Source organism: Amycolatopsis arida (assembly GCF_900115565.1).
In the GTDB taxonomy this organism is placed as follows: Bacteria; Actinomycetota; Actinomycetes; order Mycobacteriales; family Pseudonocardiaceae; genus Yuhushiella; species Yuhushiella arida.
In genome coordinates this window covers 301181-326969 of the sequence record NZ_FOWW01000004.1, presented here as the reverse complement: position 1 = coordinate 326969, position 25789 = coordinate 301181, and the positions used below count along the sequence as shown (strand labels likewise).

The following is a 25789-nucleotide window of genomic DNA, read 5'->3' as shown; positions in this document are numbered from 1 at the left end:
CTCCTCCTCATGAACCACACCTCGGCGCGGCGCTGGTGGCGGGCAGCGGCAGGATCGGCAGCTCGACGTCGAGCGCGCGGACGCCGACGGTGCCGCTGACCCCGCAGAGGTAGAAGTTGAGCCAGCTCCCGTAGCTCACCACCCGGGTCAGGGTCGCGGCCTTGCCCGGCAGGGTGCGCAGGAAGTGCTCGACGAGCGGCTCGGCGTCGGCCAGGTTCGCGCTGAGCGCGCCCAGGTTGGCGATGCCCTCGCGGAGCGGGGCGCGGGCGTGCGCGAGCAGGTCGCCGGTGCCGTCCGCCAGCTCACCCATCGCGGCCACCGCGTCGCCGATCGGCCGGCGCTGCTCGGCCAGTCCGGACACCAGGGCCTGGGTCTCGTCCAGCAACGTGGCGAGCTCGCCGTCGCGCGCGTTCACCGTGTCCAGCACCGCGTTGAGTTTGTCGATCACCCTGCCGACCACGGCGTCCCGCTCGGCCAGCGTCGCGGTGAGCGACGCGGTGTGCGCGAGCACCCCGTCGATGGTGCCGCCCTCGCCCTGCAGCACCGCCACGACGTGCTCGGCCAGCCGGTTCACCTGCTCCGGGTCGAGCGCGGCGAACAGCGGCCGGAAGCCGCCCAGCAACTCGGTCAGGTTCAGCGCCGGCGTGGTGCGCTCCACCGGGATCGTGCCGCCGTCGGGCAGTTCCTCGCCGGGCGCCGGCGCGGCGGAGTCGATCGCGACGTAGCGCTGGCCGATCAGGTTGCGGTAGCGCACGGCGGCGGTGGCGTCCGCGGCGACGGCCCTGCCGTCCTCGATGCTGAACCGCACCTCGGCGTAGCGCGGGTCCACCGCCTCGATCTCCCGCACGGTGCCCACCCGCACCCCGGACATCCGCACGTCGTCGCCCTCGTTCAGGCCGAGCACGTCGCGGAACTGGGCCACGTACGTCCGCTCGGGGCCGAGACTCACCCCGGTGATGGTGACCGCGAGCAGGCCGGTGAGGAGGATCGTGACCACCGCGAACACGGCCAGCTTCAGCGCCGGCGCGAGCAAGCCCCTCATCGCAGGACCACCTCCGCCCCGCGGTAGAGCGGGCCGACCAGCAGGCTGCTCCACCCGGGCACCTCCGGTGGCGGCACCCCGAGCCGCGGGGACAGCAGCACACCGAGCAGGTCCCGCTCGGCCGGCGAGTGGGCCAGCGAACCGGCGGCGCCCTCTGGTGCCCCGCCTCCACCGGGCGGGAGCGCGCCGTGCTGCGGCTGCCGGGCGGCGGGCTTGGTCGAGCCGTCCTCGAACGGGCCGTCGGCCGGGTACGCGGGCGGGTGCTCCCCCGGACCGGACAACGCGTAGCAGCGCGGGCCGCGCCTGTCGCCGTAGCGCGGGGTGTCGACGCCGGGGACGTAGGGGCCCCGGTTGACGGTGATCTCCGCGGTGAACGTCGCGATGCCGGGGTGGTCGGTGCCCTTGCCGACGAACTCCTCGGCCTTCGGGACCAGGTCGGCCACCTGCCGCAGCAGGCACGGGTACTGCGGGGCGTACCGGGCCAGCACCTCGGCCGGGCCGCGGCCCGCAGCCACCAGCCCGATGACATTGTCCCGGTTGGCGGCGAGGAAGGCGTGCGCGTCGAGCGCCACGGTGGTGCCGGCGACCATCAGCTCGCGCAGGGTGTCTCGCCGGGCCACGAGCGTCCGGCTGGTGGCGGTCAGGTCGGCCAGCGCGGCGAGCAGGTCGGGCCCGGCCCGCCCGTAGCCCTCGGCGACCGGGGCGGCGTCGGCGAGAACCGCGGTGAGGTCGGGCAGCGCCGGCACCAGCTCACGCACGTAGCCGTCGAGCAGCCGCACCGTCTCGCCGAGACTGGCCCCTCGCCCCTCCAGGGCCGTGGCCACCGCGGTCAGCGTCGCGGCGAGCTTCTGCGGCTGCACCGCGCGCAGGACCGGCATCAGCTCGTCGAGCACCCGCTCGATCTCCACCGCGTTGGCGCTGCGGTCCTGCGGGATGACCGCGCCCGCGGCCAACGGAACCGGCGCCGGCCGGTCGGGCACCTCCAGTGACACGAACCGCTCGCCGAACAGCGTCTTGGGCAGCAACCGGGCGGTGACGTTCGCCGGGACGCGGTGCACCTGCTCGGGGTTCAGCGCCAGGGTGAGCACGGCCCGCCGCCCGTCCGAGCGCAGCGCGCTGACCTCGCCGACGCGGACGTCGCGCAGCTTGACCTCGGATCCGATCCGCATCTGGTTGCCGATCCGGTCGGTCTCCAGCTCGACCTCGACGGTGCGGGAGAACACCTTGGCGTAGACCGCGACGGTGAGCGCGAGGAACGACGCGATCACCACCAGGAACACCAGCCCGAGCAGCGGGTAGCGGGCGGAGCGGAGCGCGGACCGGGCGCTCATCCGGCGATCCTGACGGTCGTGGTGGCGCCCCAGATCGCCAGGCTGAGGAAGAAGTCCAGCACGGTGAGCGCCACGATCGAGGTCCGCACCGCCCGGCCGACCGCGACGCCGACGCCGGCCGGACCGCCCCGCGCGGTGTAGCCGTAGTAGCAGTGGCTCATGATCACCACGAGGCTGAACACCAGCACCTTGCCGAAGGACCACAGCACGTCCTCGGGCGGCAGGAAGAGGTTGAAGTAATGGTCGTAGGTGCCGGCCGACTGCCCGTAGAACCACACGGTGATCTGCCGGGACGCCAGGTAGGAGGTGAACAGGCCGATCACGTAGAACGGCACCACCGCGGCGAGGCCGGCGAGCACCCGGGTGGTCACCAGGTAGGGCAGGCTGGGCACGCCCATGACGTCGAGCGCGTCGATCTCCTCGGAGATCCGCATGGCGCCGAGCTGCGCGGTGAACCCACAGCCGACGGTGGCCGACAGCGCCAGCCCGGCGGCCAGCGGGGCGATCTCGCGGGTGTTGAAGTAGGCGGTGAAGAAACCGGTGAGCGCGCCGGTGCCGAGCTGGTTCAGCGCCGAGTAGCCCTGCAGGCCGACGACGGTGCCGGTGAACAGCGTCAGCCCGACCATCACGCCGAGGGTGCCGCCGATCACCGCGAGCGCACCGGTGCCGAACGACACCTCGGCCAGCAGCCGGGTGGTCTCCCGGAGGTAGCGGCGCAGGGTGCGTGGCACCCACGCGAGCACGGCGCCGTAGAAGGCGAACTGCCGGCCCAACCCGGCCAGCGCGCCCGCCGGCCGGGCCAGCGCCCGCTCGAGCCGGGCCACCGAGGGAGGGGTGGGGGTCATCGGCTACACCAACTTCGGCGGGACGAGCTGCAGGTAGACGCCGGTGAGCACGACGTTGATCAGGAACAGCAGCAGGAACGTGATGACCACCGACTGGTTCACCGCGTCGCCGACGCCCTTGGGGCCCGCGGCCGGGTTGAGCCCGCGATCGGCCGCGACGATGCCGGCGACCAGCCCGAACAGCAGGGCCTTGACCGAGGAGATGCCGAGGTCGGACAGCTGGGCCAGTGCGCTGAAGCTGGCCAGGTAGGCGCCGGGGGTGCCACCCTGCACCAGGACGTTGAACACGTAGCCGCCGACCACGCCGACCACGCTGACCAGCCCGTTGAGCAGCACCGCGACCACCATGGCGGCCAGCACCCTGGGCAGGATGAGCCGGTGCACCGGGTCGACGCCGAGCACCTGCATGGCGTCGATCTCCTCGCGGATCTTGCGCGCCCCGATGTCGGCACAGACGGCGCTGCCGCCGGCGCCGGCCACCAGCAGCGCGGTGACCAGCGGGCTGGCCTGCTGCACGATCGCCAGCGCGCTGGCCGCGCCGGTGAACGACTGCGCGCCGATCTGCTGGGTGAGCGAGCCCAACTGCAGCGCCACCACCGCGCCGAACGGGATGGCCACCAGCGCGGTGGGCAGGATGGTCACGCTGGCGAAGAACCACGCCTGGTGGAGGAACTCGCGCACCGGGAACGGTCGGCGCGGCGCGGCCCCGAGCACGTCGAGCAGCAGCGCGGCCACCCGGCCGACCTGGTGGAAGGCGGCCGCCACCGGCGTCATCGGCTGCGCGACCCGCATCCCCACGCCTGACCACCCTCCGTGACTGCGTCGTCGATCCACGGTAGGAGCGCGCCGCGCGCACCGGAGAGGACCAGACCGCTCAGCCTCCGTGACCGAGCCGCTCGCGGGCGCGGTGGGACGGGTGGCGCCGCTAGGGTTGCCCACTCATGGGAGACGAGATGGTGGCGGTTCCGGCGGGGCGGGTGACGCTGTCGGACCGGCGGACGCGGCGCGAGTGGCCGGTCGACGTCGCGGCCTTCGTGATCGGGGCATGCCCGGTGACGCAGGCGCGGTATGCCCTGATCACTGGTGAGCGGCCGAGCGCCGCGCGCGGCGACCGGTTGCCGGTGGAGAGCGTGTCGTGGTGGGACGCGGTGCGGTTCTGCAACGCCCTGTCCCGACGGGAGGGGTTGGCGCCGGCCTACCGGATGCGCGGCGAGGACGTCGAGTGGGACACCACCGCCGGCGGGTACCGGCTGCCGACGGAGGCCGAGTGGGAGCACGCGTGCCGGGCCGGCAGCACCGGGCCGCGGTACGGCCCGCTCGACGAGATCGCGTGGTATCGCGACAACTCGGACGAGCGGGTGCACGACGTGGGCGGCCGGCGGCCCAACGCGTGGGGCCTGTACGACACGCTGGGCAACGTGTGGGACTGGTGCTGGGACGTCTACGACGCCGAGGTGTACGGCGGCTACCGGGTACTACGCGGCGGCGGGTGGTTCGACGAGCACTGGAGCTGCCGGGCCTCGGTGCGGCGGCGCAGCCACCCGGCCTTCCGCAGCGACGACGTGGGGTTCCGCGTCGCGCGCTCTCCACGGCCCTGATCCGGCCGACTCCGGGCCGACCCGCGCGGCGGAGTGGGGCGCGTCAGCCGGCGAGAACCTCGGCGAGGGTGGGCAGCGCGATGTTGCGCCCGGAGATCACCACGACCGGCTGGCCGTGCACCGTCACCTTGCCGGCGAGCAGCGCGGCCAGGCCGACCGCGCCGGCGCCCTCCGCGACGAGGCCGCGCTCGCGCACCAGGTACCGGACCGCCGCGCGCAGCTCGTCCTCCTCCACGGTGACCAGCTGGTCCACGTGCCGGGCGACGAGGTCCACGGTCACCGAGCCGGGCTCGATGTTGCCCTTCGCGCCGTCGGCCAGGGTCGGGCGCACCTCGATCGGCACCCGCCGGCCCGCGCGGACCGCCGCGGACACCGACGGCGACGCCGCGACCTCCGCCCCGGCCAACCGGACGTCGGGGCGGGTGGACGCCCACAGGCCCAGCCCGGCGGCGAGGCCACCGCCGCCGACCGTGCAGACCACGGTCATCGGGCCGTCGACCTGGGTGGCCAGCTCCCGGCCGATGGTGCCCTGGCCGGCGATGACGCCCGGATCGTTGTACGCCGACACGTAGGCCGCGCCCTCCGCGGCGAGGGCGAGCGCGTGCCGCTCGGCGTCGTCGAATCCCGTGCCCACCTCCACCAGTTCGGCGCCCGTGCGGCGCAGCGCGGCGACCTTGGCGGCGGAGGCGTTGCCCGGCACCACGACGGTCGCCTTACGGCCGAGCACCCCGGCGGCGAAGGCGATGCCGAGCGCGTGGTTGCCGGCCGACGCGGTGATCACCGGCACGTCCACCGGCACCCCGCTCACCGCGGTGAGCGCGCCACGCACCTTGAATGACCCGGTGGGCTGCAGCGACTCCAGCTTCAGCGCCGGGTCGTCGCCGCCGCCCGGCAGCAGCGGCGTGGGGCGCAGGTGGGCGCGGACGATCTCCTCCGCCCGATCGAGGTCGGCGATCGTGGGTACGCGTACGGTACGAACGGACACCGCACCACAGTGGCCACGGACCGACCCGCCGCGCAACCCCGCGACGCCCCACGTCCGCGTCGGTCAGGTGGCCAGCGCGACGAGCGCTCCCCCACGGTGACGGCGAGGCTCGTCCACGTCCAGAAGTCGGTCCGCGGGATCAACCGGCCGAGCACGGGCCCTCGGCGACGACCCCGGGCACCTGCCCGGTGGGCCGCACCGCGTACCGGTTCGCCTCGACGTGCTGGATCCGGCCGAGGCGCCGGCCAGCACGTCCACCGTCACGGCAGCGCGACCTTCGCGATCAGGTCGAGATGGTCGGGGTCGGTGGTGCACGGGAACAGCAGCAGTTCGTCGCAGCCGACCTCGGCGTAGCCGTCGATCGTCTCCCGCAGCCGGCCCTCGTTGGCGATCACCCCGGCGGCCAGGTACTTCGCCTTCTCCCCGATGTGGGAGTAGTAGTCGACGAGGTACTTCCCGCCCTTCTCCTTGCGGTCGGCGCCGAGCGCGACGTAGGTGAGCGCGACGATCCGTAGGGCGTCGGTCCTGCCCTCCTCGGCCCACAACGCCCTGGCACCGGCCACGAGGTCCGGGAAGGCGGACACCGAGCCGCCCGGCGCGATCCAGCCGGTCCCGTGCCGGGCCGCCCTGCGCAGCGCGGCCCGCGAGTGTCCGCCGACCCACAGTGGAACCTGTCCGGCGGTGGGCTTCGGCCCGATGCCGAGCTCGTGCTCCCCCGCCCACACCCGCTTGACCTCGTCGAGCAGGTCGTCGAGGATTCGGCCGCGCCGGGAGTAGTCCACCCCGGTGGCCTGGAAGTCGTCCGGCCGTCCACCGGCGGCGACACCGACCACCAGCCGGCCGCCGGAGAGCCGGTCGATGCTGGCCAGTTGCTTGGCCAGCAGTGCCGGGCTCGGCTGGTAGGCCGCGATCAGGATCGTGGTCGCCAACGTGATCCGCTCGGTGACCCCGGCCGCGGCGGCCAGCGCCGTCAGACTGTCGTAGTTGTCGTAGACCAGCCGGTCGATCACCGCCAGCGTGGAGAACCCCAGCCGGTCGGCCCGCCGGGCGAACTCGAGCAGTTCCCCGCCGTCCGTACCGGGCACGGTGGTCGGCAGCCCGACACCAACATCCATGATGGACACTCCTTCGTCTCGCCACTACGTCAGCACTGCACGCTGAGCCTTCTCATCCGCCTGCCCATCCGGCTGCCGGTGTCCCTAACCAGCACCGCGTCTCAGCAGGAGTACCGAGGGCGACTCGAAGAACCCTGGCGCGCGGAGCGAGCGCCCGCCGACCCCGGTGGGCGGGCGGGCCCGGCGGGCGGGCGTCCACCACGACTCGACCATCTCCGGACTTGACAGCTCATGTCGACGAACGGAAGTATTTAGTTCCGTAGAACGAATCATTTTCCGAGACTTTCGACAGGAGGAAACAGTGACCCGGGCACTGATCATCGGGGGTGGTATCGCGGGGCCGGTGACCGCGATCGCGTTGCGGCGGGCCGGCATCGAATCGACCGTCTACGAGGCCTACGACCGCGGCGCCGAGGGCGCGGGGGCGTACCTGACGCTCGCCGTCAACGGCCTGGACGCGTTGGGCGCGGTCGGACTGAAGGAGCTGGTTCAGGACCTCGGGTTCGCGACCCCGCGAGTACGGTTCACCAACGGCAACGGCCGCGACCTCGGCGGGTTCTCGCTCGGCGGGCCGCTGCCGGACGGCACGGTGTGCCGGACCATCCTGCGCTCGGACGTCTACCTGGCGCTGCGCGACGAGGCCGTCCGGCAAGGTGTGCCGATCGAGTACGGCAAGCGGCTGGTCGCGGCCGTCCGTACCGGGGACGGGGTGCGGGCGACGTTCGCCGACGGCAGCGAGGCGCACGGGGACCTGCTCGTCGGCGCGGACGGGCTGCACTCGACGGTGCGGCGGATCATCGACCCCGACGCGCCGCGGGCGACCTACCAGGGGCTGCTGAACACGGCCGGCATCGCGCACGGGGTCGACGTCGACGCCGAGCCCGGGGAGGTGCGGATGGTGTTCGGCAAGCGGTGCTTCTTCAGTTACGTGCCGCATCCCGACGGCGAGGTGTGGTGGTTCGCCAACCCCGTGCGGCGTGGCGAGCCCGGCGACGCCGAGTTGCGGCGGATCCGCGCGGGCTTCCGCAAGGAGCTGCTCGACCTGTTCGCCGTGGACCGCACGCCGGCCGTCGAGCTGATCGAGGCAAGCCCGCGGATCCACCCGCCGTACGGGACGTACTACTTCCCCAGGGTACCGCTGTGGCACCGCGACCGGATGATCGTCATCGGTGACGCCGCGCATGCGGCGTCACCGGCGGCCGGCCAGGGCGCGGCGATGGCCATGGAGGACGCGGTGGTACTGGCGAAGTCGCTGCGGGACGCCCCGGGGATCGACGAGGCGTTCGCCGGGTACGAGGCGGCCCGGCGGGAGCGGGTCGAGGCCGTGGTGGCGCAGGGCGCACGCAACGGCGGCAACAAGACCGTGGGGCCGCTCGGCCGGATTCTGCGCGACTTCTTCGTGGCACGCACGTTCCGCGGGCAGGCCGCCACCGGAACCGACGCCCAGCGGTGGATGTGGGATCACCACATCGAGTGGGACGCGCCGGCCCCCGAGCTTGCCTGAGCGCCGCTCGGTGGACGACCGGCGAGTGGACCAGCGCGGACCGGAACGGGTGCGGCCCCGCCGAACGACTCGGCGGGGCCCACCCTCGGCCCGCCGGGCCACGCCCTGTCCACCCCTCTTCACCTGGCGGCGGCCCGACCTCCACCAGCCGCTCCACCTCCGTCACGGCGTCAGTGCGGGCGCGTTCACCGAGTACGAGCACCTGCGCCGGGAGCGCGTGGAGCGGGTGGTGGCGCTGGGCGCGGAGGGCGGCGAGGGCACGCCGCGGCACCCCCAGTCGGTCCACGCCGGTGGTCCCGGCGGCGGGAGCCGGCCGGTGAGGTCGACGTCAGCCAGTGCCAGACCGCGGCCCCGGGAGGCTCACGGCGAACCTCCCGGGGCCGCGGCGGCCGCCGCGACGCGGGCGAACACCTCCGGCCCGGCTCGCCGGACCGTGCGCAGCGTGGCCTCCCTGGAGCCCGCGCCCTCGGGCATCAGGATCACCCTTCCGGTCCCGAGCAGCCGCCGCCGCTCCCGCAGCTGCCGCACGCACTCGTCCGGGTCACCCGCCACGAGGTGGTCGACGACCTCGCGCGCCATCGCTTCGGCGGCTTCCGGGGTCGTCGCCGGCCGCTCGATCAGCGCCCGCGAGCCGGGCGCGCCCCGCAGCACGAGCGCGCGCACGCCGTCGATCAGCAGCTGCCGTGCCGATTCGGTGGTGTCGTCGATCGCGAAGTACGTCGAGTCGATGTTGTCGCCAGGGTCGATCCGGTGTCCGTGCGCGGCCGCTGCCCGCGCGTGCTCGTCGAGCAGCACCCGCTTGTCGGCGAGGCTGGCGAACGGGGCGAGGATGACCGACACGCCGAGCCGTCCGGCCAACCGCGCGGAGGCCGCTGACCCGACGGACAGTGCCAGCGGCGGCCGCTCCGGAGGATCGGGCACGAGCCGCACCTCGTCGAACGCGAACCGCTGGCCGTTCGCCTTGGCCCGACCCTCGCGCAGAGTGGACTCCAGCAGCGCGAGCGGTTCCTCGATGTCGCGGTACCCCGCCAGCCCGTCGCCGAAGATCTCCAGGTCGAGAAGGGGCTGGCCGCGCCCGACTCCGAGGGTGAACCGACCGTCACTCAGGTGGTGCAGCAGCGCGGTCTGCTCGGCGAGCGCGACGGGGTGGTGGTTGGGCAGCACCGCGACGGCCGTGCCGACGCGGAGCCGGGTGCGCCCGAGCAGGAACGCCGCCATGGCGATGGCCGACGGGTTCTGCACCACGGTCGTGAAGTGGTGCTCGGTGGTCCACACCTCGTCCCAGCCGCCCCGTTCGGCCTCCCGAACGTAGGCCAGCGACCAGTCGAGCACCTCCTTGGACGGCACGTCACCGCCGAAGGTGTCCGTGAACAGCATCAGGCCGAACGCCGTCACCGGGCCGCCTCCGTCCTGGCGTGGGCGAGCAGCTCGTCCACCGACCACTGGTCGTAGGCGTGCTCGCCGTACTTGGCGGCGAGCACCCGGCCACCGGGATCGATCAGGAAGTCGGCGGGCAGGCCGAGCCGCCCACCCTCCTGTCGCGCCGCCGGCGGCCGGAACCGGCCGGCGAGCGTCAGTGCCGCGCCCCGCGCGATGGCACCCCAGGTCCGCGGGTGCAGCAGCGCGCGTCGGCTCGACTCGACACCGAACTCCCGGTAGAGGCGCCTGCCCGGATCGGCGACGACCGCGAAGGGCAGGTCGTGGTCACGCAACTCCTCGGCCGGGGAGTGGAAGAACACCACCTCGCGGATTCCCGCGGCGATGATCTCGTCGTGCCGGCGCACGACCGAGCGCAGGTGGAGGTTGCAGATCGGGCACCCGGCGAACCGGCGGAACTGCAGGTGCACCAGGAGCCCGGGATCGGGAACGCGGATGCGCTCGCCGGTGACGGTGACCAGCTCGCGCGCGGGGACCTCACGCATGGGGGACTCGCTTTCCTCGGGGCACGCTCCGCGCCTCCGCAGGAACCTCGGCTCGGGCGGAGCCTCGGCTCGCGGGTTCGACTCACGGGTTCGGTTCGCGGATTCGTAAGCGTGCGGTGTACACCTACGACGCTATGCGCGTAAGGTGTACGCTGTCAACCGCCATGCCTCGACCCCGTTCCCTGACGCCCGATCGGATCGCGACCGCGGCGCTGACCGTCCTCGACCGGGACGGGCTCGCCGCCCTCTCGATGCGCACGGTCGCCGGCGAGCTCGGCATGAGCACGATGGCGCTCTACCGCTACGTCGCCGACCGGGGGCAGCTCGAGGAGCTCGTGGTCGACCTGGTCCTGCGCGCGGTGGACCTGACCATGCCGCGCGGCTCGGCCGGTACCCGGCTGCGCGTGCTGGCCGACCGGGTGCGCGTGGCGGTGGCCGAGCATCCCGCGGTCGTGCCGCTGCTGCTCGCGCACCGGCACCGCGCACCGAGCTCGCTCCGATGGGGTGAGGTGATGCTGACCGTGCTCACCGGCGCGGGACTCGGCGGCAGGCGGCGGGTGATCGCGTTCCGGGCCATCCTGGGCTACGTGTTCGGCGCACTGCAGGTCGAGCACTTCGGGGCGCTGTCCGGGCCGGGGACCGCCGCGCTGGCCGCGCTGCCGCCCGAGGAGTTCCCGCTCCTGGCCGAGACCGCGGCGCGGGCCAGGACCATCCCCCCGGAGGAGGAGTTCCGCCGGGGCTTCGACATCCTGCTGCGCGGCCTCGACCTCTGACCGCCGGCGCGGCCGCGCCACTCACCCCGTCCGGTTCGCCGGGAGGAAGTCGCTGGCAGGGCGGGGAACGCCGCCACCGCCAGTGCCACACCCACGAACAGCACGAATCCCACCGGCTGGTCGCGCGGATGCTGCCGCGGCAACACCAGGGCCACCGCGACACCGCATGGCCAGCCGCCGCGACCAGCAACCGCCAGCGCCATGATCAGCGCGAGGTCGAACAGCAGGACCGCCGCCTGGTGCGTGCTCATCGTTGACCCGCGAGCCGGCCGCCGCGCCGGACGGCGAGCTCGCCCGCTCGCTCGGACACCACTGCTCGCCGACGCCCGTCGACGTCGCTCGCCGGGCCGCCTCCGGCCGTTCGCTCGCGCGCTCGGTCATCACCCGCCCCTCACGTGGCGGCGGCCCCGACCTCCACCAGCCGTTCCACCTCGGTCACGGCGTCACCGGGCGCCGGCCGCGCGAGCATCCGCTCCCGCACCGCCGCCGCGCCGGCGCGCGCGTCCGGGCCGTCGAGCAACCGGTGTACCGCGGCCCGCACCGCGGCCGGGGTCGCCGAGCCGGCGGGCAGCTGCTCACCGGCGCCCGCCGCGACGACCCGCGCGGAGTGCCCCGCGTGGTCGGGCAGCGCGGGCATCACCAGCAGCGGCACGCCGAGGCCGAGCGCGGTCAGCGTCGTCGCCGCGCCACCGTGGCTCACCACCAGGTCGCAGCCGGGCAGCACGTCCCGCAGCGCCGCGTCCACCACGACGTCGACGCCATCCTCGACGGCGTCGCCGAGCAGCGGCCGCTGCGCGGAGGACACCGCCGCCACGAGGTCCACGTCCATGTCGCCGAGAACGCCGGCCAGCCAGGGCACCAGGAATCGCTCCGGGTCCACCTTCGCGATCGTGTGCCCCCAGGTCAGGCACACCCGCGGCCGGCCGCCGCGGCCCTTCCCCCACACCGGGAGCGACCCGCCGCCGGCGAACGGCACGTACCGCACCGGGATGCGCGGGTAGTCGGTGGCGACCTGCAACTCGTCGGGGGTCGGGTCGACGGTCACCACCCCGAAGGGATCGACCGGGCCGGCGCCGTGCCGCTCGGCCACCGGCGCCAACACCTCGGGCAGCACGGCACGGGAGCGGTGCAGCAGGTCCGGGCCGAACAGGTGCCGCACCGCGGGAAGCCCCTCCGCGGCCGCCGCCACCGGGCCGGCCAGCGCGGTCGGCTCGTACACCACCACGTCGGCCCGCCAATCCCTGGCGAAGGCCACCAGATCGTCCACCATGGACTCGGCGTGGGCCAGGACCATCTGCAGCGCGCGAGGCCGGTCACCGGCTCGCGGCGGCTGGGGAGCCGGCGACCCGCCACCGGCCTTGGGCAGGAGGTAGCCGCGCACCATGCCGACGGCGTCGACATCGTGGCCCACCGCGACCCCGGGAAGCCCGGTGCGGGCGATCTCCGGCAGCAGCGCCGGCTGGCTGGCGACCACCACCTCGTGCCCGGCCAGTCGGGCCGCCCAGCCGAACGGCACCAGCGCGTAGAGGTGGGTCGGCCATGCCCAGGTGGTCAACAGCACACGCATTTCGACACCCTTCTGTTCGCGGGCTACCGGAGATCGAGTGTCGGAGAGTCCGCTCGCGAGTCACTGGAGCGGGAAAGGTCCCGCTTCCGGCACCAGACCGCGTCGAGTGGGGTCGGGGACCATCGATTCCGCCGGGAACGCTCCGGAACCACGGGCGAACATCGTCGCTGGAGGATGCCATGGCCGAACCGACGCGCACCGCACTGGTCACCGGGGCGAACCGGGGACTGGGACTGGCCGCCGCCACCGAGCTGCACCGGCGCGGGCTGAGGGTGGTGTTGGCGGCCCGCCAGGCCGACGCGGCCGCGGAGGCCGCGACCCGCCTCGGCCCGGCCGCCCGCCCGGTGGAGCTCGACGTGACCGACCCGCAGAGCGTGCGGCGCGCGGCGAAGGAGGTCGGCCACGTCGACATCCTGGTCAGCAACGCGGGCGTGCTGCTGGACAGCGACTCCGACCCGCTCACCGTGCCGATCGAGACGCTGGAGCAGACCCTCGCGGTGAACCTGCTGGGCTCGTGGCGGGTCGCGCAGGCGTTCGTGCCGTCGATGGTGCGGCGCCGATGGGGCAGGGTGGTGATGGTGTCCAGCGGCACCGGGGCGTTCAGCGTCGGGTTGTTCGGCAAGGCGGCCGCGTACTCGGTGTCCAAGACCGCGCTGAACGGGCTGACCACCATGCTGGCCGCGCAGACCAGCGGCACCGGCGTCCTGGTCAACGCGGTCAACCCGGGACGCACCCGGACACGGATGATGCCCACCGCGCAGCGCTCCCCCGCCGAGGCGGCCGTCGACATCGCCCACGCCGCGACGCTGCCCGACGACGGGCCCAGCGGCGTGTTCCTCAGCGGCACCGGCCGGATCGACTGGTAGCACCGCCCGATCAGCCGTGCTCCCCACGGGCCCGGCGTGCTCCACCGGTGGCCGCCCCGCATCACGCGGCCACGCCGCCACACCACCGTGCCGCCACGTCCGCGATCACGAGGCCCGGCCCCGGCACCAGCGCAATACCAGCCGCGAGGCGTCAGCGTGGGGATGGGCTGCGCTGTCAAGGCCGCTGACAGGGGCAACCCTCGACGACCCGGCCTTGGCGCTAGCCCAACTCCCGGACGCGGCGGGCCCGGCGCGCCGAGGTGCCCAGCCCGGCGCGCATCCGGCCGGTCTCCATCCGCAGCAGGTGCACCGCCTCGTCGAGGAAGCGCAGGATGGTGACCAGCTCGTCCCGGGCGAACCGGGCGGCCAGCTTGTCCACCTCGGAGCGGAACTGGCCGAACCGCGGGCCGAGCTCACCGATGGCGTGCGGGCACAGCTCGACCAGCACCCGGCGCCGGTCCTGCGCGTCGCGCACCCTGCGCACGTAGCCCTGCCGCTCGAGCTGGTCCACGACCCCGGTGGCGGCGCCGGTGGACAGCCCGGAGAGCTCGGCGATCCGGCCGACGGTGAGCGGGCCGTTGGCCCTGGCGACCAGGTCGAGGCACTTGTGCGCGGTCACCGAAAGGCCGACCTGCTCGGCGATGACGGCGTGGAACATCACCGTCGCGAGCCCGAGCTGGCGCCCGACGTCGGCCAGCCGGTCCACCAGGTCTTCCGTGGTCTGCTCCATCGTTCCGTCGGACATCGAACACTTCCTCGCCATTCGTCGGATCCGCGTGACGCGTCCGCTTGGCGCCGGCGCTCCCCGCGGTTCGCCCCCAGCGGCGACGGTCGTTATCCTTCCAGAAATCTCACCGATCGAGGCAGATTCGCCAGCGGTTCGTGATCGTGCTTCGAGTGAAAGACGGCAGGTGGACCAACAGGGGTCGCCCCGGCCCGCACCGGCGAACACCTGCGGTGACGTATCACTATATTTACCTAACCTGATCAGCGGATTGCGCGGGCGGGATCGTCGCGGACAGTTTTGCCACCTTGGTCCGAACCGGTGGCGCGGCGCGGGCAAAGGGGCCTCGTTGAACCTGGAACCAACGTTTCAGTAACTCTCCATGACGGCTCAAGTTGCCGTATAGCGGGCATCAAGTCGGCTGGAGAACAGTCGGCCGCGTAGCCATCGCCAGTTCCCGAAGGGCTGGCTGGACGAGCGTTAGCGCGCTCCACACTGGGAGGGATTGGCTATCGTGAAGGTTTCCGTACTCGGCCCGCTGGAGGTGTTGCGCGACGGAGTCGTCGCCACCCCCTCGGCGCCCAAGCTCCGGCAGGTGTTGAGCCTGCTGGTCATGCGGGCCAACAGCGTCGTGCGCAACGAGCAGATCGTCGAGGAGCTCTGGGAGGACAACCCCCCGGTCAGCGTCACCACCACCCTGCAGACCTACATCTACCAGCTCCGCAAGCTGCTCAAGCTCCGGGCCCCCGAGCCCGCCGGTTCGGACCAGGCCGGACGATCCACGGCGCTGCACTCCTTTCCCAGCGGCTACCTGCTGTCCCTGTCGCCGGAGTCGCTCGACGCGCGGATCTTCGAGTCACTCGCCCAGCGGGGTCACGCCCAGCTCGAGTCGGGCGAGGTGGCACAGGCCGCGGACACCCTCGCCAAGGCGCTGACCGTGTGGCGCGGACCGGCGCTCGTCGACGTCGATCCCGGCCCACTCCTGCAGGCCGAGGTGCTGCGGCTGGAGGAGATCCGCAAGAGCACGCTGGAGCTGCGCATCGACGCCGACCTCCGGCTCGGCCGGCACCACAGCCTCCTCGGCGAGCTGACCGGGCTGGTCGCCCAGCAGCCGACGCACGAGGGGTTCCAGGCCAAGTTGATGCTGGCGCTGTACCGGGCCGGCCGGCGTTCGGAGGCGCTGCACGCCTACCAGCAAGCCCGGACCGTGCTGGCTGACGAGCTCGGCCTGGACCCGTCACGGGACATCCAGCGGTTGCACCGCGCCGTGCTGGCTTCCGACCGCAGCCTCGACCTCACGCCGGTGGGCGGCTCCGCGCGGGTCCGCTCCCGACCGAACGTGCCCACCCAGCTCAGCCCGGAGGGCCCGGCGCTGGTCGGCAGGGACGAGGAGGTCGCGGCGGCGGTGTCGGCGCTGTCGCCCGGTGGCCAGGGGCGGCCGATCGCGGTGGTGATCGGGCCACCAGGGGTCGGGAAGTTGGCGTTCTGCCGGCACGTGGCCCACCGGTTGGCCGACGCGTACCCGGACGGGCTGCTCAGCGCCCGGCTGCTGGACGCCCGCGACGAGCCCGCCGAGCTGGGCGAGGTGCTCGGTGCTCTGCTGCGCCGGGCGGGGGTGCCGGCCGGCGAGATCCCGGGCGGGACCGACGAGCGGCTGCACGCCTATCGCGGCTGGACCGCGCAGCGGAAGGCGCTGATCGTGCTCGACGACGTGGTGGACGACCGGCAACTGCTCGCGCTGCTGCCGGCCGGGCCCGGCTGCGGGGTGCTGGCGGCGAGCCGGAGACGGCTGTCCGTGCCGTACCCGACGACGACCGTGGACCTGTCTCCGCTCACGATGGCCGACGGTGTCGAGCTGCTGGCCCAGGCGATCGGCGCCGAACGGGTCGGCCGGGACGTCGAGGCCGCGCGCGGCGTGGTGCGGATCTGCGATGGCCTGCCCGCGGCGCTGCACGCCGCGGCCAGCCGCCTGCAGTTGCGACCGCACTGGTCGATCGGTCGGGCGGCGCAGTGGCTGAACCAGGAGATCGGCCACTGCGTCAGCACCGGGGCCGACCCGCTCACCCTGCGGCCGAGCGTCGAGCGGACCTACCGGATGCTGCCGGAGCACGCCAGGGCGGCGTTTCGCGCGCTCACCGCGACCGCCGCGCACCACGTCACCGTCGGCGCCGCCGCGACCAGCCTCGACGTCGACGAGTACACGGCCGAGGCGCTGCTGGAGGAGCTCGCGGAGGTGCGGCTGCTGGAGATCGAGCCGGTGACCGGCGAGCCCGACCGGTTCCGGTACTGGTTCCTGCCGCGGGTGCGCACGGTCGGGCACCAGCTCGGTGTCGAGCGGCACCCGCCCCGGCAGCGGTCGCCGCTGGACGAGGCGGCGCTGATCGGCCAGCCGGCACTGTCCTGACGACGACGGCCAGCTCGGGAGCGGCTCCCGAGCTGGCCGGTCAGGGGTACCGCGAGCCGGCGGGCGTCTCGCCGGAGATCATCGACTGGTGCAGCCGCTGCAGCGAGTTCGATGGCTCGAGCCCCACCGAGCTGATCATCCGATGGCGGAAGTCGCGGTAGACGTCGAGCGCCTCGGGTCGCCGGTCGCATCCGTACAGGGCCCGCATGAGGCGGGCGTGGAACCCCTCGTGCAGCGGGAAGGTGAGGACGTGCTCCTTGAGCTCGGCGACCAGCACCCGGTGCAGCCCGAGCTCGAGATCCACGTCGATGCGAGCCTCGAGCGCGTGCAGCCGGTTCTCCTCCATCCTGGCGGCGAAGGCGGACAGCCGGCTCCCGGTCTCCACCCCGGCCATGGCCGGGCCGTGCCAGAGGGCGAGCGCCCGGCGCAGCAGGGTCGACGCGCGGTCGAGATCGCCACCGGCCCTGGCGGCCGCGCCGTCCCTGACCAGGTCGTTGAAGGCGCAGTGGTCCACGCGGGTCGTCGGGACGCGGAGGCAGTACCCGTCGCCGTAGGTGTGGAGGCCGATCTCCGCAGGTACGGCGCCCTCGCCGAGGAACAGCCGGCGGAGCCGGTGCACGTAGGTCTGGACGACGGCGCGGGCGCTACCCGGTGGCGTTTCGCCCCACAGCTCGTCGATGAGCGCGCTGGTCCGGACCATCCGGTTCTGCTGGGCGACCAGCAAACCGAGCAGCGTTCTCAGCTTGGGCGCGGTCGGGGTGAAATCGCGCCCGTCCTGCTCGACGACGAGCGGACCCAACACCCTGAAATTCCATGCCACATCCAGCCCCCAGCGCTTCGTGACGAGAAGAGGTACGGGTACAGCAGCGTTATGTGACGTTAAGATGCAGCCAAACTTGCCCCAGACGACTCGACGCTTCGCACTGTTGAGCCAAGACGCGTCAGGTAACTTACTTACATGTACCAACCGGCGCAAGTAGCCCGACGACCAGGTGAACCGACCAACCAGTAGGTAACCCCGCGGTCGCGCCGGCCTGGGCCGAGCGGGTGACGGAACGCGGAGTATGAATGGTTCCTCGTACTGTCGCCCTTTCTACCGAGCTTTTGCCGGGCCGCCCCAGAATAGCGTCAGACCGGACCCGGAGTGGGCCCGGCGAGTGCGTGCACAACATATACCGCCCTGGCCCGGCCACCGGCGCGCACCACGAGGCGCTCGACGGAGACCTCGGTGAAGCCGGCGGTCGCCGCCGACGCGGCCGCCTCCCCGGCGGTCGCGGGTGGCCGAAGGTCGGGAGCGAGCAGGGCGGCCGCCGCGCCGGAGGCGGCGAAGGTGCTGGCACAAGGGAGGGTGAAGGCCACCCGGCCGCCGGGGCGCAGCACCCGCCGCCAGTCAACGAGCGCGGCGGTGCCGAGGAAGTGCAGCGCGGACGCGCAGAGCACGAGGTCGACGCTCGCCGGAGTGACCGGCGCCGGGACGCCCGGCGCCACCCGCCACTCGATCCGCCGATCCGGGTCCCTCGTGCTGGCCTTCGCCCTCGCCTCGGCGATCATGCCGGGCGCGATGTCGACGGCCAGCACGTGGCGGGCGCCCAGCCGGCGCACCGCCGCGAACGCCGCCTCGCCGGTGCCGGTGGCAATGTCCAGCACCCTGTCCAGCAGGGTGTTCGGTCCGCCGTCCGAGCCGGTGCCCGCGCCCGCCGGGACCGGCACGCCGTCGACGAGCCGTTCGGCAACAATCCGGTGGTAGTCGTCCCCGTCATAGGTCGCGGCGAGGCCGTCGAACAGCTCGGCGGCGGAGTCTTTGATCACGAGTACGAGCCTACGGCAGCGGCGCCTTCCGCGTGCGCGGCTCGGGACTCTTGCTTCCACGCCGCGGCGCGACTCGCGGTTCCTGGCGTCGAACTCGGTGGTCAGCGGGTCGGGACGACGCGGAGCGCGACGCCGGTGTCGCGGAGCCGGCGCTGCTCGGCCGGCGGCAGCCCCTCGTCGACGAGCACGAGATCGAAGTCGGCGAGCGCGGCCAGTGCGTAGAGGCCCTGGCGGGCGAACTTGGTGTGGTCGACGAGCAGCACCCGGCGCGACGCCGCCGCCATGAGCGCCCGCTTCACCGCGACCGTCTCCTGTGACTGGTGGTAGCACCGCCCGTGCGAGATGGCCGTGGTGGACAGGAACACGGTGTCCGCCCGAACCTTGGCCACGCCCTCAGCGGTGTACAGCCCGAGGAAAGCGTCGTAGGCCGGGAAGTACTCCCCGCCCAGCGCGATCAGGGTGATCCCGGGCGTGCCGGCGAGCAACTCGACCACCGGCTGGAAGTACGTCACGAGCGTCAACGGCGTGCGCTCCGCCAGGCGCTGGGCCAGGTACAGGCAGGTGGTGCTCTCGTCGAGCATCACCACCTGGCCGGGAACCACCAGGTCCAGCGCCGCGGCGGCCAGCCGCCGCTTGGCCGCCGGGTTCGCCGCCATCCGCTGCTCGACGTCGCCGTGGAACATCGCCGACGGCACGGCCGTGGCGCCGCCGCGCACCTTGCGCAGCCAGCCCTGCGCCTGCAGCACGTCGAAGTCCCGGTGGATGGTCATCAGGCTGACCCCGAACTCCGCGGCCAGGTCGGCGGTCCGCAGGAACCCCACGGCGCTCACCCGCTCGCGGATCCGCCGCTGCCGGTCCCACTGGGCGCCCGACCGCACTGACGGCGCCACCCCGGCGGGCTGGCCGGGCACGTCGCGCCCGTCCGCCGAGCCGCTCGGATCCTTCCACCGCGCCGGCATCTCCGGCCTCCTCGCCGCCACGAACGTTCGAGTGAAGTTATCACGAACCTCACGCGACGACCGGGCCCAATCCCGGCCGCGGCCCGGCCACCGGTCCGGAACTTCACATCGGCGCCGCCGGACTTCCCGGTGTGTTGCGCCGGAACGATTGCCGCACCGGCACCGGTCGAGGTCTGCTCGGTGCGCTCCTCGTCGGACGGCCGCGGGAGCGCGCAGGGGGCAGCGAGGGCGAGGAAGAAGGTGGTGGCCATGGGACACAGCGAGGTGTCACGTCACGGCCGAGCGGGGTCCGACACGCCGGCCGAGCCGGTGGCGCCGGTGACACCCGCCGCGTCAGGGGCGGCGGAGCCGGCGGGCCCGCCGGGCCGGGACGCGACCCCGGCCGAGGGGCCCCCGGCCCGGTCCTGGGTGGACCGGCTGGGCATTCCCCGCCCGCTGGCGTGGGGCTTCGTCGGCCTGCTGATCTTCATGATCGGCGACGGTGTCGAGGCCGGCTACCTCTCGCCGTACCTGCTCGCCCGCGGGCTGACCGAGCACCAGGTCGCGGTGCTGTTCACCGTGTACGGCGTGACCGCGGGCGTGGCGGCATGGCTGTCCGGCGCGCTGTCCGACCTGTGGGGGCCGCGCCGGGTGATGTGGCTCGGCCTGGCGATCTGGGTGGCGTTGCAGGTGCTGTTCCTCGCCGTGGCCGTGCCCACGGTGAACTACCCGCTGCTGCTGCTCGGCTATGGCCTGCGCGGGTTCGGCTACCCGCTGTTCGCGTTCGGCTTCCTGGTCTGGATCGCCGCGGCCACCCCGCGCCACCGGCTCGGCACCGCGGTCGGCTGGTTCTGGTTCGCCTTCACCGGCGGGCTGCCGACACTGGGGTCGCTGGTGGCCAGCGGGCTGGTGCCGGCCGTCGGCGAGTACCGCACGCTGTGGTTCGCCCTCGCGCTCATCACCGCCGGCGGGCTGGTGGCGTTGCTCGGCGTGCGCGAGCGCACCGGCTACGCCCGCCTCGCGCCGCCGGGGGAACGCCCGCTGATCACCCTGCTGGGCAGCGTGACGATCCTGTGGCGCAACCCGAGGATCGGACTGGGCGCCGTGGTCCGGATGATCAACACCGCCCCGCAGTTCGGCTACCTGGTGTTCCTCCCGGTCTTCTTCACCCAGACCATCGGGTTCACCCTCGGCGAGTGGCTGCGGCTGCTGACCGTCATGTTCGCCACCAACATCGTCTTCAACCTGATCTTCGGCATCGTCGGCGACCGGCTCGGCTGGCGGCGCACGGTGACGTGGTTCGGCGGCGTCGGCTCGGCGCTCACCACCGTGCTGCTGTACTACGTGCCCGTGGCGGCCGGGCCGCAGTACTGGCTGGCGCTGCTCGTGGCCGCGCTCTACGGCGCCACGCTCGCCGGATACGTCCCGCTGTCGGCGCTGATGCCCTCGCTCGCCCCCGAGCACAAGGGCCAGGCCATGGCCGCGCTCAACCTCGGCGCCGGCGCGAGCGTCATGGCCGGCCCGGCGATCGCCGGCCTGTTCCTCGGGTCGCTGGGCGTGGAAGGTGTCATGCTGACCTTCGCCGGGTTGTACGTGGTCAGCGCGGTGCTGACGCTGTTCCTCCGGGTGCCCGCGCCGACCGGTGACCCGGCGGGCCCGGCGCCCGCCCGCGTCGGCTGAAGGAGGCGGGGCAGATGTCCGCACTGGCCGTCGACGTCGGCACCTCGATGATCAAGACGGTGGTGTTCGACGACACCGGGACGGAGGTCGCCGTCGCGCGGCAGGCCACCGAGGTGCGCCGGCCCCGGCCCGGGTGGGCCGAGCAGGACATGACCGCGGTGTGGGAGGCCGTGGTGGACACCGTGCGCCAGGTGCTGCCCACGGTGCCCGGCCCCGTGCGGTTCCTCGCGCTGACCGCGCAGGGCGACGGCTGCTGGTTGGTGGACGACCGGGGCGAGCCGACCGGTCCCGCCGTGCTGTGGTCGGACGGGCGTGCCGCCGGGATCGTCGAGCGGTGGCGCGGCACCGGCGTGCTGGAGCGGGCCTTCCGGCACAACGGCTCGCTCACCTTCCCCGGGCTGCCCAACGCCATCCTCACCTGGCTGGCCGAGCACGACCCGGACCGCCTCGCCCGGTCCCGCGCCGCCCTCTACTGTGGTGGCTGGGTGTTCCTGCGGTGCACCGGCGAGCGGGCGGTGGACGAGTCGGACGCCTCCGCGCCGTTCCTCGACCTCGGCACCCGGCGGTACGCGCCGGAGCTGGTCGAGGCCTTCGGGATGGAGTGGGCCCGCCCACTGCTGCCCGAGGTGCGCGGTGACGACCGCAGGGCGGGCACGCTCACCGCCGCGGCCGCGGCGCGACTCGGCCTGCCGGCCGGGCTGCCGGTGGTGCTGGCGCCCTATGACGTGGCGGCCACCGCCATCGGGGTGGGTGCGACGTCGCCGGGGCAAGCGTGCACGATCCTGGGCACCACCCTGTGCACCGAGGTCGTCCGGAACGGCTCCGCCGCCCGCCCCGCCGGCACGGAGGAGCCGTCCGGGCTCACCGTCGCGCTGGACTCGGCGGGCACCGTGCTCAGGGCGTTCCCCACGCTGGCCGGGACGGAGGTGCTCGGCTGGGCGGCCCGGCTGCTCGGCCTCGCCGGGCCGCGCGATCTGGTCGAGCTCGCCGGGCGGTCCGGGCCCGGCGCCGGCGGGCTGGTGTTCCTGCCCTACCTCTCCCCCGCCGGCGAGCGGGCACCGTTCCTGGACGGCGACGCCAGGGGCACCGTGTGGGGGCTGAGCCTCGAGCACGGGCCGGCCGACATCGCCCGCGCCGTGCTGGAGGGGCTGAGCTACGTGATCGCCGACTGCGTCGCCGTGGCCGGCGTCGGCGCCGGCGAGCTGCGGGTCTGCGGCGGCGGGGCGAGCAGTCCACTGTGGTGCCAGCTGATCGCCGACGTCACCGGGCTGCCGGTGGTCCGCTCGGCCGACACCGAGGTCGGCGCCAAGGGCGCGTTCCTGTCCGGGATGGTGGCCACCGGCGCCGCGCCGGACCTCGCCACGGCGGCCGCGCGGCACGTCCGGGTCCGCACCGCCGCCGAGCCGGCACCGGAGCAGGCCCGGCGGTACGCGGCCGGGTTCGCCGACTTCCGCGACCTGCGTGCCGTGGCGCGCCGCGGCTGGGCGCGCTGGGCAGGGCAGGGCGGGAAGGGCTGATCATGGCGGAACCGATCTGGCTCGGCATCGACGTGGGCACCCAGAGCGTGCGCTGCGTCGCGGTGGCCGGCGACCGCGTGGCCGGCGCCGGCTCGGCCCCGCTGGCCGGCCGGCGCGCCGGGAACCGGCACGAGCAGGACCCGCGGGACTGGTGGGCGGCACTGGTCACGGCCTGCCGGCGGGCGCTGGCCGACCTCCCAGCCGGCCTCCCGACCGGCGTGCGCGCGGTCGCCCTGTGCGCCACCTCCGGCACCGTGCTGCTCGCCGACCGCGCCGGGCGGCCGGTCTCACCCGGCCTCATGTACGACGACACCCGCGCGGCCGGCGAGGCGGACCGGGCGGCCGCCGCGGGCGCGGCGCTGTGGCGGGAGCTGGGCTACCGGCCACAGCCGTCGTGGGCGCTGCCCAAACTGCTGTGGCTGCTCGACCACCACGGCGCCGACCGGCCGGCCGGGGTCCGGCTGCGGCACCAGTCCGACCACCTGACCGGCCTGCTCACCGGGCGGCCCACGGCGGCGGACTCCAGCTCGGCACTCAAGACCGGGTACGACCTCGTGCGCGAGCGGTGGCCGGGCGAGCTGCTCGCCGAGCTCGGGGTGCCCGCGGAGGCACTGCCCGAGGTGGTGCGGCCGGGCAGCCCGCTCGGCGAGGTCTGCGCCGCCGCGGCCGCGGAGACCGGCATCCCCGCCGGCACACCGGTGCGCGCGGGGATGACCGACGGGTGCGCCGCGCTGCTCGGCTCGGGTGCCCTCACGGTGGGCAGCTGGAACGCCGTGCTCGGCACGACGCTGGTGCTCAAGGGCGTGACGGCGCACCGGCTGCGCGACCCGCTGGGCGTGGTGTACTCGCACCGGGCACCCGGCGGGGCGTGGCTGCCCGGTGGCGCCTCCGGCGCCGGCGCCGGGGTGCTCTCCGCCGAGTTCCCCGGCCGGGACCTCGACGAGCTCGGCGCCCGCGCCGCCGCCCTTCCTCCGTCCACCATGGTCACCTACCCGCTGGTGTCCCGCGGGGAACGGTTCCCGTTCGTCGCGCCCGACGCCGAGCGGTTCACCCTCGGCGAGCCGGCCAGCGAGGTCGACGCCTTCGCCGCGGTGCTGCGCGGGGTCGCCTTCGTCGAGCGGCTCTGCTTCGACTACCTGGACCTGCTCGGCGCGCCGGTGGACGGCCCGATCCGGCTGACCGGTGGCGGCACGCGCAGCCGGCACTGGTGCCAGCTCCGCGCCGACACCCTCGGCCGCGAGGTGGTCGTGCCGGAGCAGGCCGAGCCGGCCGTCGGGATGGCCGTGCTGGCCAGGGCCGGCACCGGGTCGCTCGCCGAGGCGGGGCGCCATCTCGTTCGTCCACACCGGACCTTCGTGCCGCGCGGCGAGCCGGCGGAGGCGCTCCGGGAGGGGTACCTCGGCCTGGCCGACGAGCTACACCGCAGGGGTTGGCTGCCCGACGCGCTGGCCCGGCATGCGCGGGAGAGGAGCACGGCGTGACGACCGAACTGATGCTGGTCCGGCACGGCGAGACGGTGTGGCACGCGGACAACCGCTACACCGGCAGCAGCGACGTCGCGCTCACCGACCGCGGGCGGCGGCAGGCCGAGGAGCTGGCCGGCTGGGCGCGGCTGGCCCGGCTCGACGCGGTGTGGGTCTCGCCGCTGGCCAGGGCCAGGGACACCGCCGCCGCGGTGAGCGCCGCCACCGGACTGGTGGCCACAGTGGACGAGCGCCTGCGCGAGCTCGACTTCGGCTCCGGGGAGGGGCTCACCGCCGCGGAAATGCACCAGCGGTTCCCCGCCGCGCGGGCCGCGTTCCGCTCCGACCCGGTGGCGCACCCGCTGCCCGGCGGCGAGGACCCGAGGGCGGCGGCCGACCGGGGGTCGGCCTGCCTCGCCGACGTGACGCGCCGCTGCCCGGGTCAGCGGGTGCTGGTGGTGGGGCACAGCACGCTGACCCGGCTGCTGCTGTGCCGGCTGCTCGGCCTGCCGCTGGCCCGCTATCGCTCCGCCTTCCCGGTGGTGCGCAACTGTGCCGTCACCACCGTCCACTGGGGCGGCACCGGCGCCGCGGCGCTGGTGGAGTACAACGTCCCGACCACTGTCCCGACCACTGTCCCGACCACTGTCCACGCCGGATGCGGCGGGAAGGAGGCCACCCCATGACCGCGCGGATCCTCGCCGCCGGCGACCAGTTCGTGCGCCCGGAGCTGCTCGTCGGCGCGCTGCGCCGCGAGCTCGGTGAAGGGCCGGAGATCACCACCCTGGAGCTGCCGTGGCCGGTGCGGCCGTTCGGGCGGGTGGCCGAGGTCGACGAGGCGTCGGGCGACGAGGAGGAGATGATCGCCGCGCTGCGCGGGGTCCGCGTGTGCGTCACGCAGCTGGCGCCGCTGACCGAACGGGTGCTGGCGGCGTGCCCGGACCTCGAGCTGTTCGCGGTGGGGCGCGGCGGCCCGGTGAACGCCAACCTGGCGGCGGCCGCGGCGCACGGGGTGGCGGTGACCGCCGCGCCGGGCCGCAACGCGTCCGCGACGGCGGAGCACACGGTGGCGATGCTGCTGGCGGCCGCGCGGCGCGTCCCGCACACCGACCGCGAGCTGCGGCAGGGTGTCTGGCGGGGCGACTACTACCGGTACGACGAGGTGGGCATCGAGCTCGACGGCGCGTGTGCCGGCCTGGTCGGCTACGGCGCCGTCGGCCGGCGGGTCGCGCGGATCCTGCGGGGCTTCGGCGCGCGGGTCGTCGTGCACGACCCGTTCGTGCCGGCGGAGTCGATCGAGGCCGACGAGGTGGTGGAACTGGCCGAGCTGCTGGGCAGGGCGGACGTGGTGTCCCTGCACGCGCGGCTGACCCCGGAGACCGCGGGGCTGCTCGGCGCGGCCGAGATCGCCGCGATGCGCCCCGGGGCGATCCTGGTCAACTGTGCCCGCGGCGGGCTGCTCGACTACGACGCGGTGTGCGACGCGTTGGACGCGGGCCACCTGTTCGCCGCGGCGTTCGACGTGTTCCCCGAGGAGCCGCTGCCGGCCGACTCTCGGTTGCCGCGAACCCCGGGTGTGGTGCTCACCCCACACCTCGCCGGAGCCAGCAAGCAGACGGCGCACGCCGCGGCCCGCATCGTCGCGGCCGAGGCCGGGCGCCACCTGCGGGGCGAACCACTCGCCCACCGGGTGAACTGACCTGGCC

Annotated in this window: 23 protein-coding genes; 10 read left to right on the top strand and 13 right to left on the bottom strand. The window is 74.1% G+C overall.

What is annotated here, in order from left to right:
• Nucleotides 1-7: 7 nt before the first annotated feature.
• From BM051_RS14605 to BM051_RS14590, 4 genes are read right to left on the bottom strand one after another with little or no spacing between them, the layout of a single operon-like run.
• A complete protein-coding gene (locus tag BM051_RS14605) occupies nucleotides 8-1042 on the bottom strand; it encodes an MCE family protein (RefSeq protein WP_092530679.1) in 1035 nt (344 codons plus the stop codon).
• Complete coding sequence (locus BM051_RS14600; protein WP_092530678.1) at nucleotides 1039-2373, bottom strand: MCE family protein; 1335 nt, start codon at nucleotides 2371-2373, stop codon at nucleotides 1039-1041. The genes BM051_RS14605 and BM051_RS14600 overlap by 4 nt, the downstream gene beginning before the upstream one ends.
• Entirely contained in the window at nucleotides 2370-3218 is an 849-nt protein-coding gene (locus BM051_RS14595) for an MlaE family ABC transporter permease (protein ID WP_092530677.1), read from the bottom strand. The genes BM051_RS14600 and BM051_RS14595 overlap by 4 nt, the downstream gene beginning before the upstream one ends.
• Before the next feature lie 3 nt (nucleotides 3219-3221).
• Nucleotides 3222-4010 (bottom strand): MlaE family ABC transporter permease, encoded by a 789-nt coding sequence (locus BM051_RS14590; RefSeq protein WP_092530676.1) that lies wholly within the window; start codon nucleotides 4008-4010, stop codon nucleotides 3222-3224.
• A 149-nt stretch (nucleotides 4011-4159) separates the two neighbouring features.
• Between BM051_RS14590 and BM051_RS14585 the strand changes: the two genes are divergently transcribed.
• The gene (locus BM051_RS14585; protein ID WP_208325971.1) at nucleotides 4160-4816 is read left to right on the top strand and encodes a formylglycine-generating enzyme family protein; all 657 of its coding nucleotides are present in this window, start codon (nucleotides 4160-4162) and stop codon (nucleotides 4814-4816) included.
• Nucleotides 4817-4859: 43 nt separating this feature from the next.
• Here the strand turns inward: BM051_RS14585 and BM051_RS14580 are convergent, their stop codons facing one another.
• Both BM051_RS14580 and BM051_RS14575 read right to left on the bottom strand, forming a co-directional pair.
• The gene (locus BM051_RS14580; protein ID WP_092530674.1) at nucleotides 4860-5801 is read right to left on the bottom strand and encodes a threonine ammonia-lyase; all 942 of its coding nucleotides are present in this window, start codon (nucleotides 5799-5801) and stop codon (nucleotides 4860-4862) included.
• 260 nt (nucleotides 5802-6061) lie between these two features.
• Nucleotides 6062-6916 carry an LLM class flavin-dependent oxidoreductase gene (locus BM051_RS14575; RefSeq protein ID WP_092530673.1) on the bottom strand — a complete coding sequence of 285 codons (855 nt, stop codon included), beginning with the start codon at nucleotides 6914-6916 and terminating at the stop codon, nucleotides 6062-6064.
• A 301-nt stretch (nucleotides 6917-7217) separates the two neighbouring features.
• Between BM051_RS14575 and BM051_RS14570 the strand changes: the two genes are divergently transcribed.
• Nucleotides 7218-8420, top strand: coding sequence for an FAD-dependent oxidoreductase (locus BM051_RS14570; RefSeq protein ID WP_092530672.1), 1203 nt, complete (start codon nucleotides 7218-7220; stop codon nucleotides 8418-8420).
• A 360-nt stretch (nucleotides 8421-8780) separates the two neighbouring features.
• On the opposite strand, the gene BM051_RS14565 is transcribed toward BM051_RS14570, so the two are convergent.
• Both BM051_RS14565 and BM051_RS14560 read right to left on the bottom strand, forming a co-directional pair.
• On the bottom strand, nucleotides 8781-9815 hold the full coding sequence (locus BM051_RS14565) for an LLM class flavin-dependent oxidoreductase (protein ID WP_243859631.1): 1035 nt from the start codon (nucleotides 9813-9815) through the stop codon (nucleotides 8781-8783).
• Nucleotides 9812-10342, bottom strand: a complete 531-nt coding sequence (locus tag BM051_RS14560) for a peroxiredoxin-like family protein (RefSeq protein WP_092530671.1) — start codon at nucleotides 10340-10342, stop codon at nucleotides 9812-9814. Before BM051_RS14560 ends, BM051_RS14565 begins: the two co-directional genes overlap by 4 nt.
• A gap of 164 nt (nucleotides 10343-10506) precedes the next feature.
• Here BM051_RS14560 and BM051_RS14555 point away from each other — a divergent pair, with 164 nt between their 5' ends.
• Entirely contained in the window at nucleotides 10507-11115 is a 609-nt protein-coding gene (locus tag BM051_RS14555) for a TetR/AcrR family transcriptional regulator (protein ID WP_092530670.1), read from the top strand.
• Between the two features lie 391 nt (nucleotides 11116-11506).
• On the opposite strand, the gene BM051_RS14550 is transcribed toward BM051_RS14555, so the two are convergent.
• Nucleotides 11507-12682, bottom strand: coding sequence for a nucleotide disphospho-sugar-binding domain-containing protein (locus BM051_RS14550; RefSeq protein ID WP_092530669.1), 1176 nt, complete (start codon nucleotides 12680-12682; stop codon nucleotides 11507-11509).
• A 179-nt stretch (nucleotides 12683-12861) separates the two neighbouring features.
• On the opposite strand from BM051_RS14550, the gene BM051_RS14545 reads away from it, so the two are divergent.
• Nucleotides 12862-13548: an SDR family NAD(P)-dependent oxidoreductase gene (locus BM051_RS14545; protein ID WP_092530668.1), complete on the top strand. Its 687-nt coding sequence runs from the start codon at nucleotides 12862-12864 to the stop codon at nucleotides 13546-13548.
• Nucleotides 13549-13768: 220 nt separating this feature from the next.
• Here BM051_RS14545 and BM051_RS14540 read toward each other — a convergent pair whose 3' ends face one another.
• Complete coding sequence (locus BM051_RS14540; protein WP_092530667.1) at nucleotides 13769-14293, bottom strand: MarR family winged helix-turn-helix transcriptional regulator; 525 nt, start codon at nucleotides 14291-14293, stop codon at nucleotides 13769-13771.
• A 493-nt stretch (nucleotides 14294-14786) separates the two neighbouring features.
• Here BM051_RS14540 and BM051_RS14535 point away from each other — a divergent pair, with 493 nt between their 5' ends.
• Nucleotides 14787-16676, top strand: a complete 1890-nt coding sequence (locus tag BM051_RS14535) for an AfsR/SARP family transcriptional regulator (RefSeq protein ID WP_092530666.1) — start codon at nucleotides 14787-14789, stop codon at nucleotides 16674-16676.
• Nucleotides 16677-16716: 40 nt separating this feature from the next.
• On the opposite strand, the gene BM051_RS14530 is transcribed toward BM051_RS14535, so the two are convergent.
• The 3 genes from BM051_RS14530 to BM051_RS14520 form a co-directional block, all read right to left on the bottom strand.
• Nucleotides 16717-17478, bottom strand: a complete 762-nt coding sequence (locus tag BM051_RS14530) for an AfsR/SARP family transcriptional regulator (protein ID WP_134046234.1) — start codon at nucleotides 17476-17478, stop codon at nucleotides 16717-16719.
• A gap of 326 nt (nucleotides 17479-17804) precedes the next feature.
• Entirely contained in the window at nucleotides 17805-18485 is a 681-nt protein-coding gene (locus BM051_RS14525) for a class I SAM-dependent methyltransferase (protein ID WP_092530664.1), read from the bottom strand.
• A gap of 101 nt (nucleotides 18486-18586) precedes the next feature.
• On the bottom strand, nucleotides 18587-19444 hold the full coding sequence (locus BM051_RS14520) for a DeoR/GlpR family DNA-binding transcription regulator (RefSeq protein WP_092530663.1): 858 nt from the start codon (nucleotides 19442-19444) through the stop codon (nucleotides 18587-18589).
• Between the two features lie 249 nt (nucleotides 19445-19693).
• Here BM051_RS14520 and BM051_RS14515 point away from each other — a divergent pair, with 249 nt between their 5' ends.
• From BM051_RS14515 to BM051_RS14495, 5 genes are read left to right on the top strand one after another with little or no spacing between them, the layout of a single operon-like run.
• On the top strand, nucleotides 19694-21103 hold the full coding sequence (locus BM051_RS14515; protein ID WP_092530662.1) for an MFS transporter: 1410 nt from the start codon (nucleotides 19694-19696) through the stop codon (nucleotides 21101-21103).
• A 14-nt stretch (nucleotides 21104-21117) separates the two neighbouring features.
• Entirely contained in the window at nucleotides 21118-22620 is a 1503-nt protein-coding gene (locus BM051_RS14510; RefSeq protein WP_092530661.1) for an FGGY-family carbohydrate kinase, read from the top strand.
• A gap of 2 nt (nucleotides 22621-22622) precedes the next feature.
• On the top strand, nucleotides 22623-24101 hold the full coding sequence (locus tag BM051_RS14505; protein WP_092530660.1) for an FGGY-family carbohydrate kinase: 1479 nt from the start codon (nucleotides 22623-22625) through the stop codon (nucleotides 24099-24101).
• Nucleotides 24098-24769: a histidine phosphatase family protein gene (locus BM051_RS14500; RefSeq protein ID WP_243859630.1), complete on the top strand. Its 672-nt coding sequence runs from the start codon at nucleotides 24098-24100 to the stop codon at nucleotides 24767-24769. Before BM051_RS14505 ends, BM051_RS14500 begins: the two co-directional genes overlap by 4 nt.
• A complete protein-coding gene (locus BM051_RS14495) occupies nucleotides 24766-25782 on the top strand; it encodes an NAD(P)-dependent oxidoreductase (RefSeq protein ID WP_092530659.1) in 1017 nt (338 codons plus the stop codon). The genes BM051_RS14500 and BM051_RS14495 overlap by 4 nt, the downstream gene beginning before the upstream one ends.
• Nucleotides 25783-25789: the final 7 nt, after the last annotated feature.

Bases quoted from the DNA above. Each gene is read 5' to 3' on its own strand.
- BM051_RS14605 (WP_092530679.1), bottom strand. From the start codon at position 1,042: ATGAGGGGCTTGCTCGCGCCGGCGCTGAAGCTGGCCGTGTTCGCGGTG.
- BM051_RS14600 (WP_092530678.1), bottom strand. From the start codon at position 2,373: ATGAGCGCCCGGTCCGCGCTCCGCTCCGCCCGCTACCCGCTGCTCGGG.
- BM051_RS14595 (WP_092530677.1), bottom strand. From the start codon at position 3,218: ATGACCCCCACCCCTCCCTCGGTGGCCCGGCTCGAGCGGGCGCTGGCC.
- BM051_RS14590 (WP_092530676.1), bottom strand. From the start codon at position 4,010: ATGCGGGTCGCGCAGCCGATGACGCCGGTGGCGGCCGCCTTCCACCAG.
- BM051_RS14585 (WP_208325971.1), top strand. From the start codon at position 4,160: ATGGGAGACGAGATGGTGGCGGTTCCGGCGGGGCGGGTGACGCTGTCG.
- BM051_RS14575 (WP_092530673.1), bottom strand. From the start codon at position 6,916: ATGGATGTTGGTGTCGGGCTGCCGACCACCGTGCCCGGTACGGACGGC.
- BM051_RS14560 (WP_092530671.1), bottom strand. From the start codon at position 10,342: ATGCGTGAGGTCCCCGCGCGCGAGCTGGTCACCGTCACCGGCGAGCGC.
- BM051_RS14555 (WP_092530670.1), top strand. From the start codon at position 10,507: ATGCCTCGACCCCGTTCCCTGACGCCCGATCGGATCGCGACCGCGGCG.
- BM051_RS14550 (WP_092530669.1), bottom strand. From the start codon at position 12,682: ATGCGTGTGCTGTTGACCACCTGGGCATGGCCGACCCACCTCTACGCG.
- BM051_RS14545 (WP_092530668.1), top strand. From the start codon at position 12,862: ATGGCCGAACCGACGCGCACCGCACTGGTCACCGGGGCGAACCGGGGA.
- BM051_RS14540 (WP_092530667.1), bottom strand. From the start codon at position 14,293: ATGTCCGACGGAACGATGGAGCAGACCACGGAAGACCTGGTGGACCGG.
- BM051_RS14520 (WP_092530663.1), bottom strand. From the start codon at position 19,444: ATGCCGGCGCGGTGGAAGGATCCGAGCGGCTCGGCGGACGGGCGCGAC.
- BM051_RS14515 (WP_092530662.1), top strand. From the start codon at position 19,694: ATGGGACACAGCGAGGTGTCACGTCACGGCCGAGCGGGGTCCGACACG.
- BM051_RS14510 (WP_092530661.1), top strand. From the start codon at position 21,118: ATGTCCGCACTGGCCGTCGACGTCGGCACCTCGATGATCAAGACGGTG.
- BM051_RS14505 (WP_092530660.1), top strand. From the start codon at position 22,623: ATGGCGGAACCGATCTGGCTCGGCATCGACGTGGGCACCCAGAGCGTG.
- BM051_RS14495 (WP_092530659.1), top strand. From the start codon at position 24,766: ATGACCGCGCGGATCCTCGCCGCCGGCGACCAGTTCGTGCGCCCGGAG.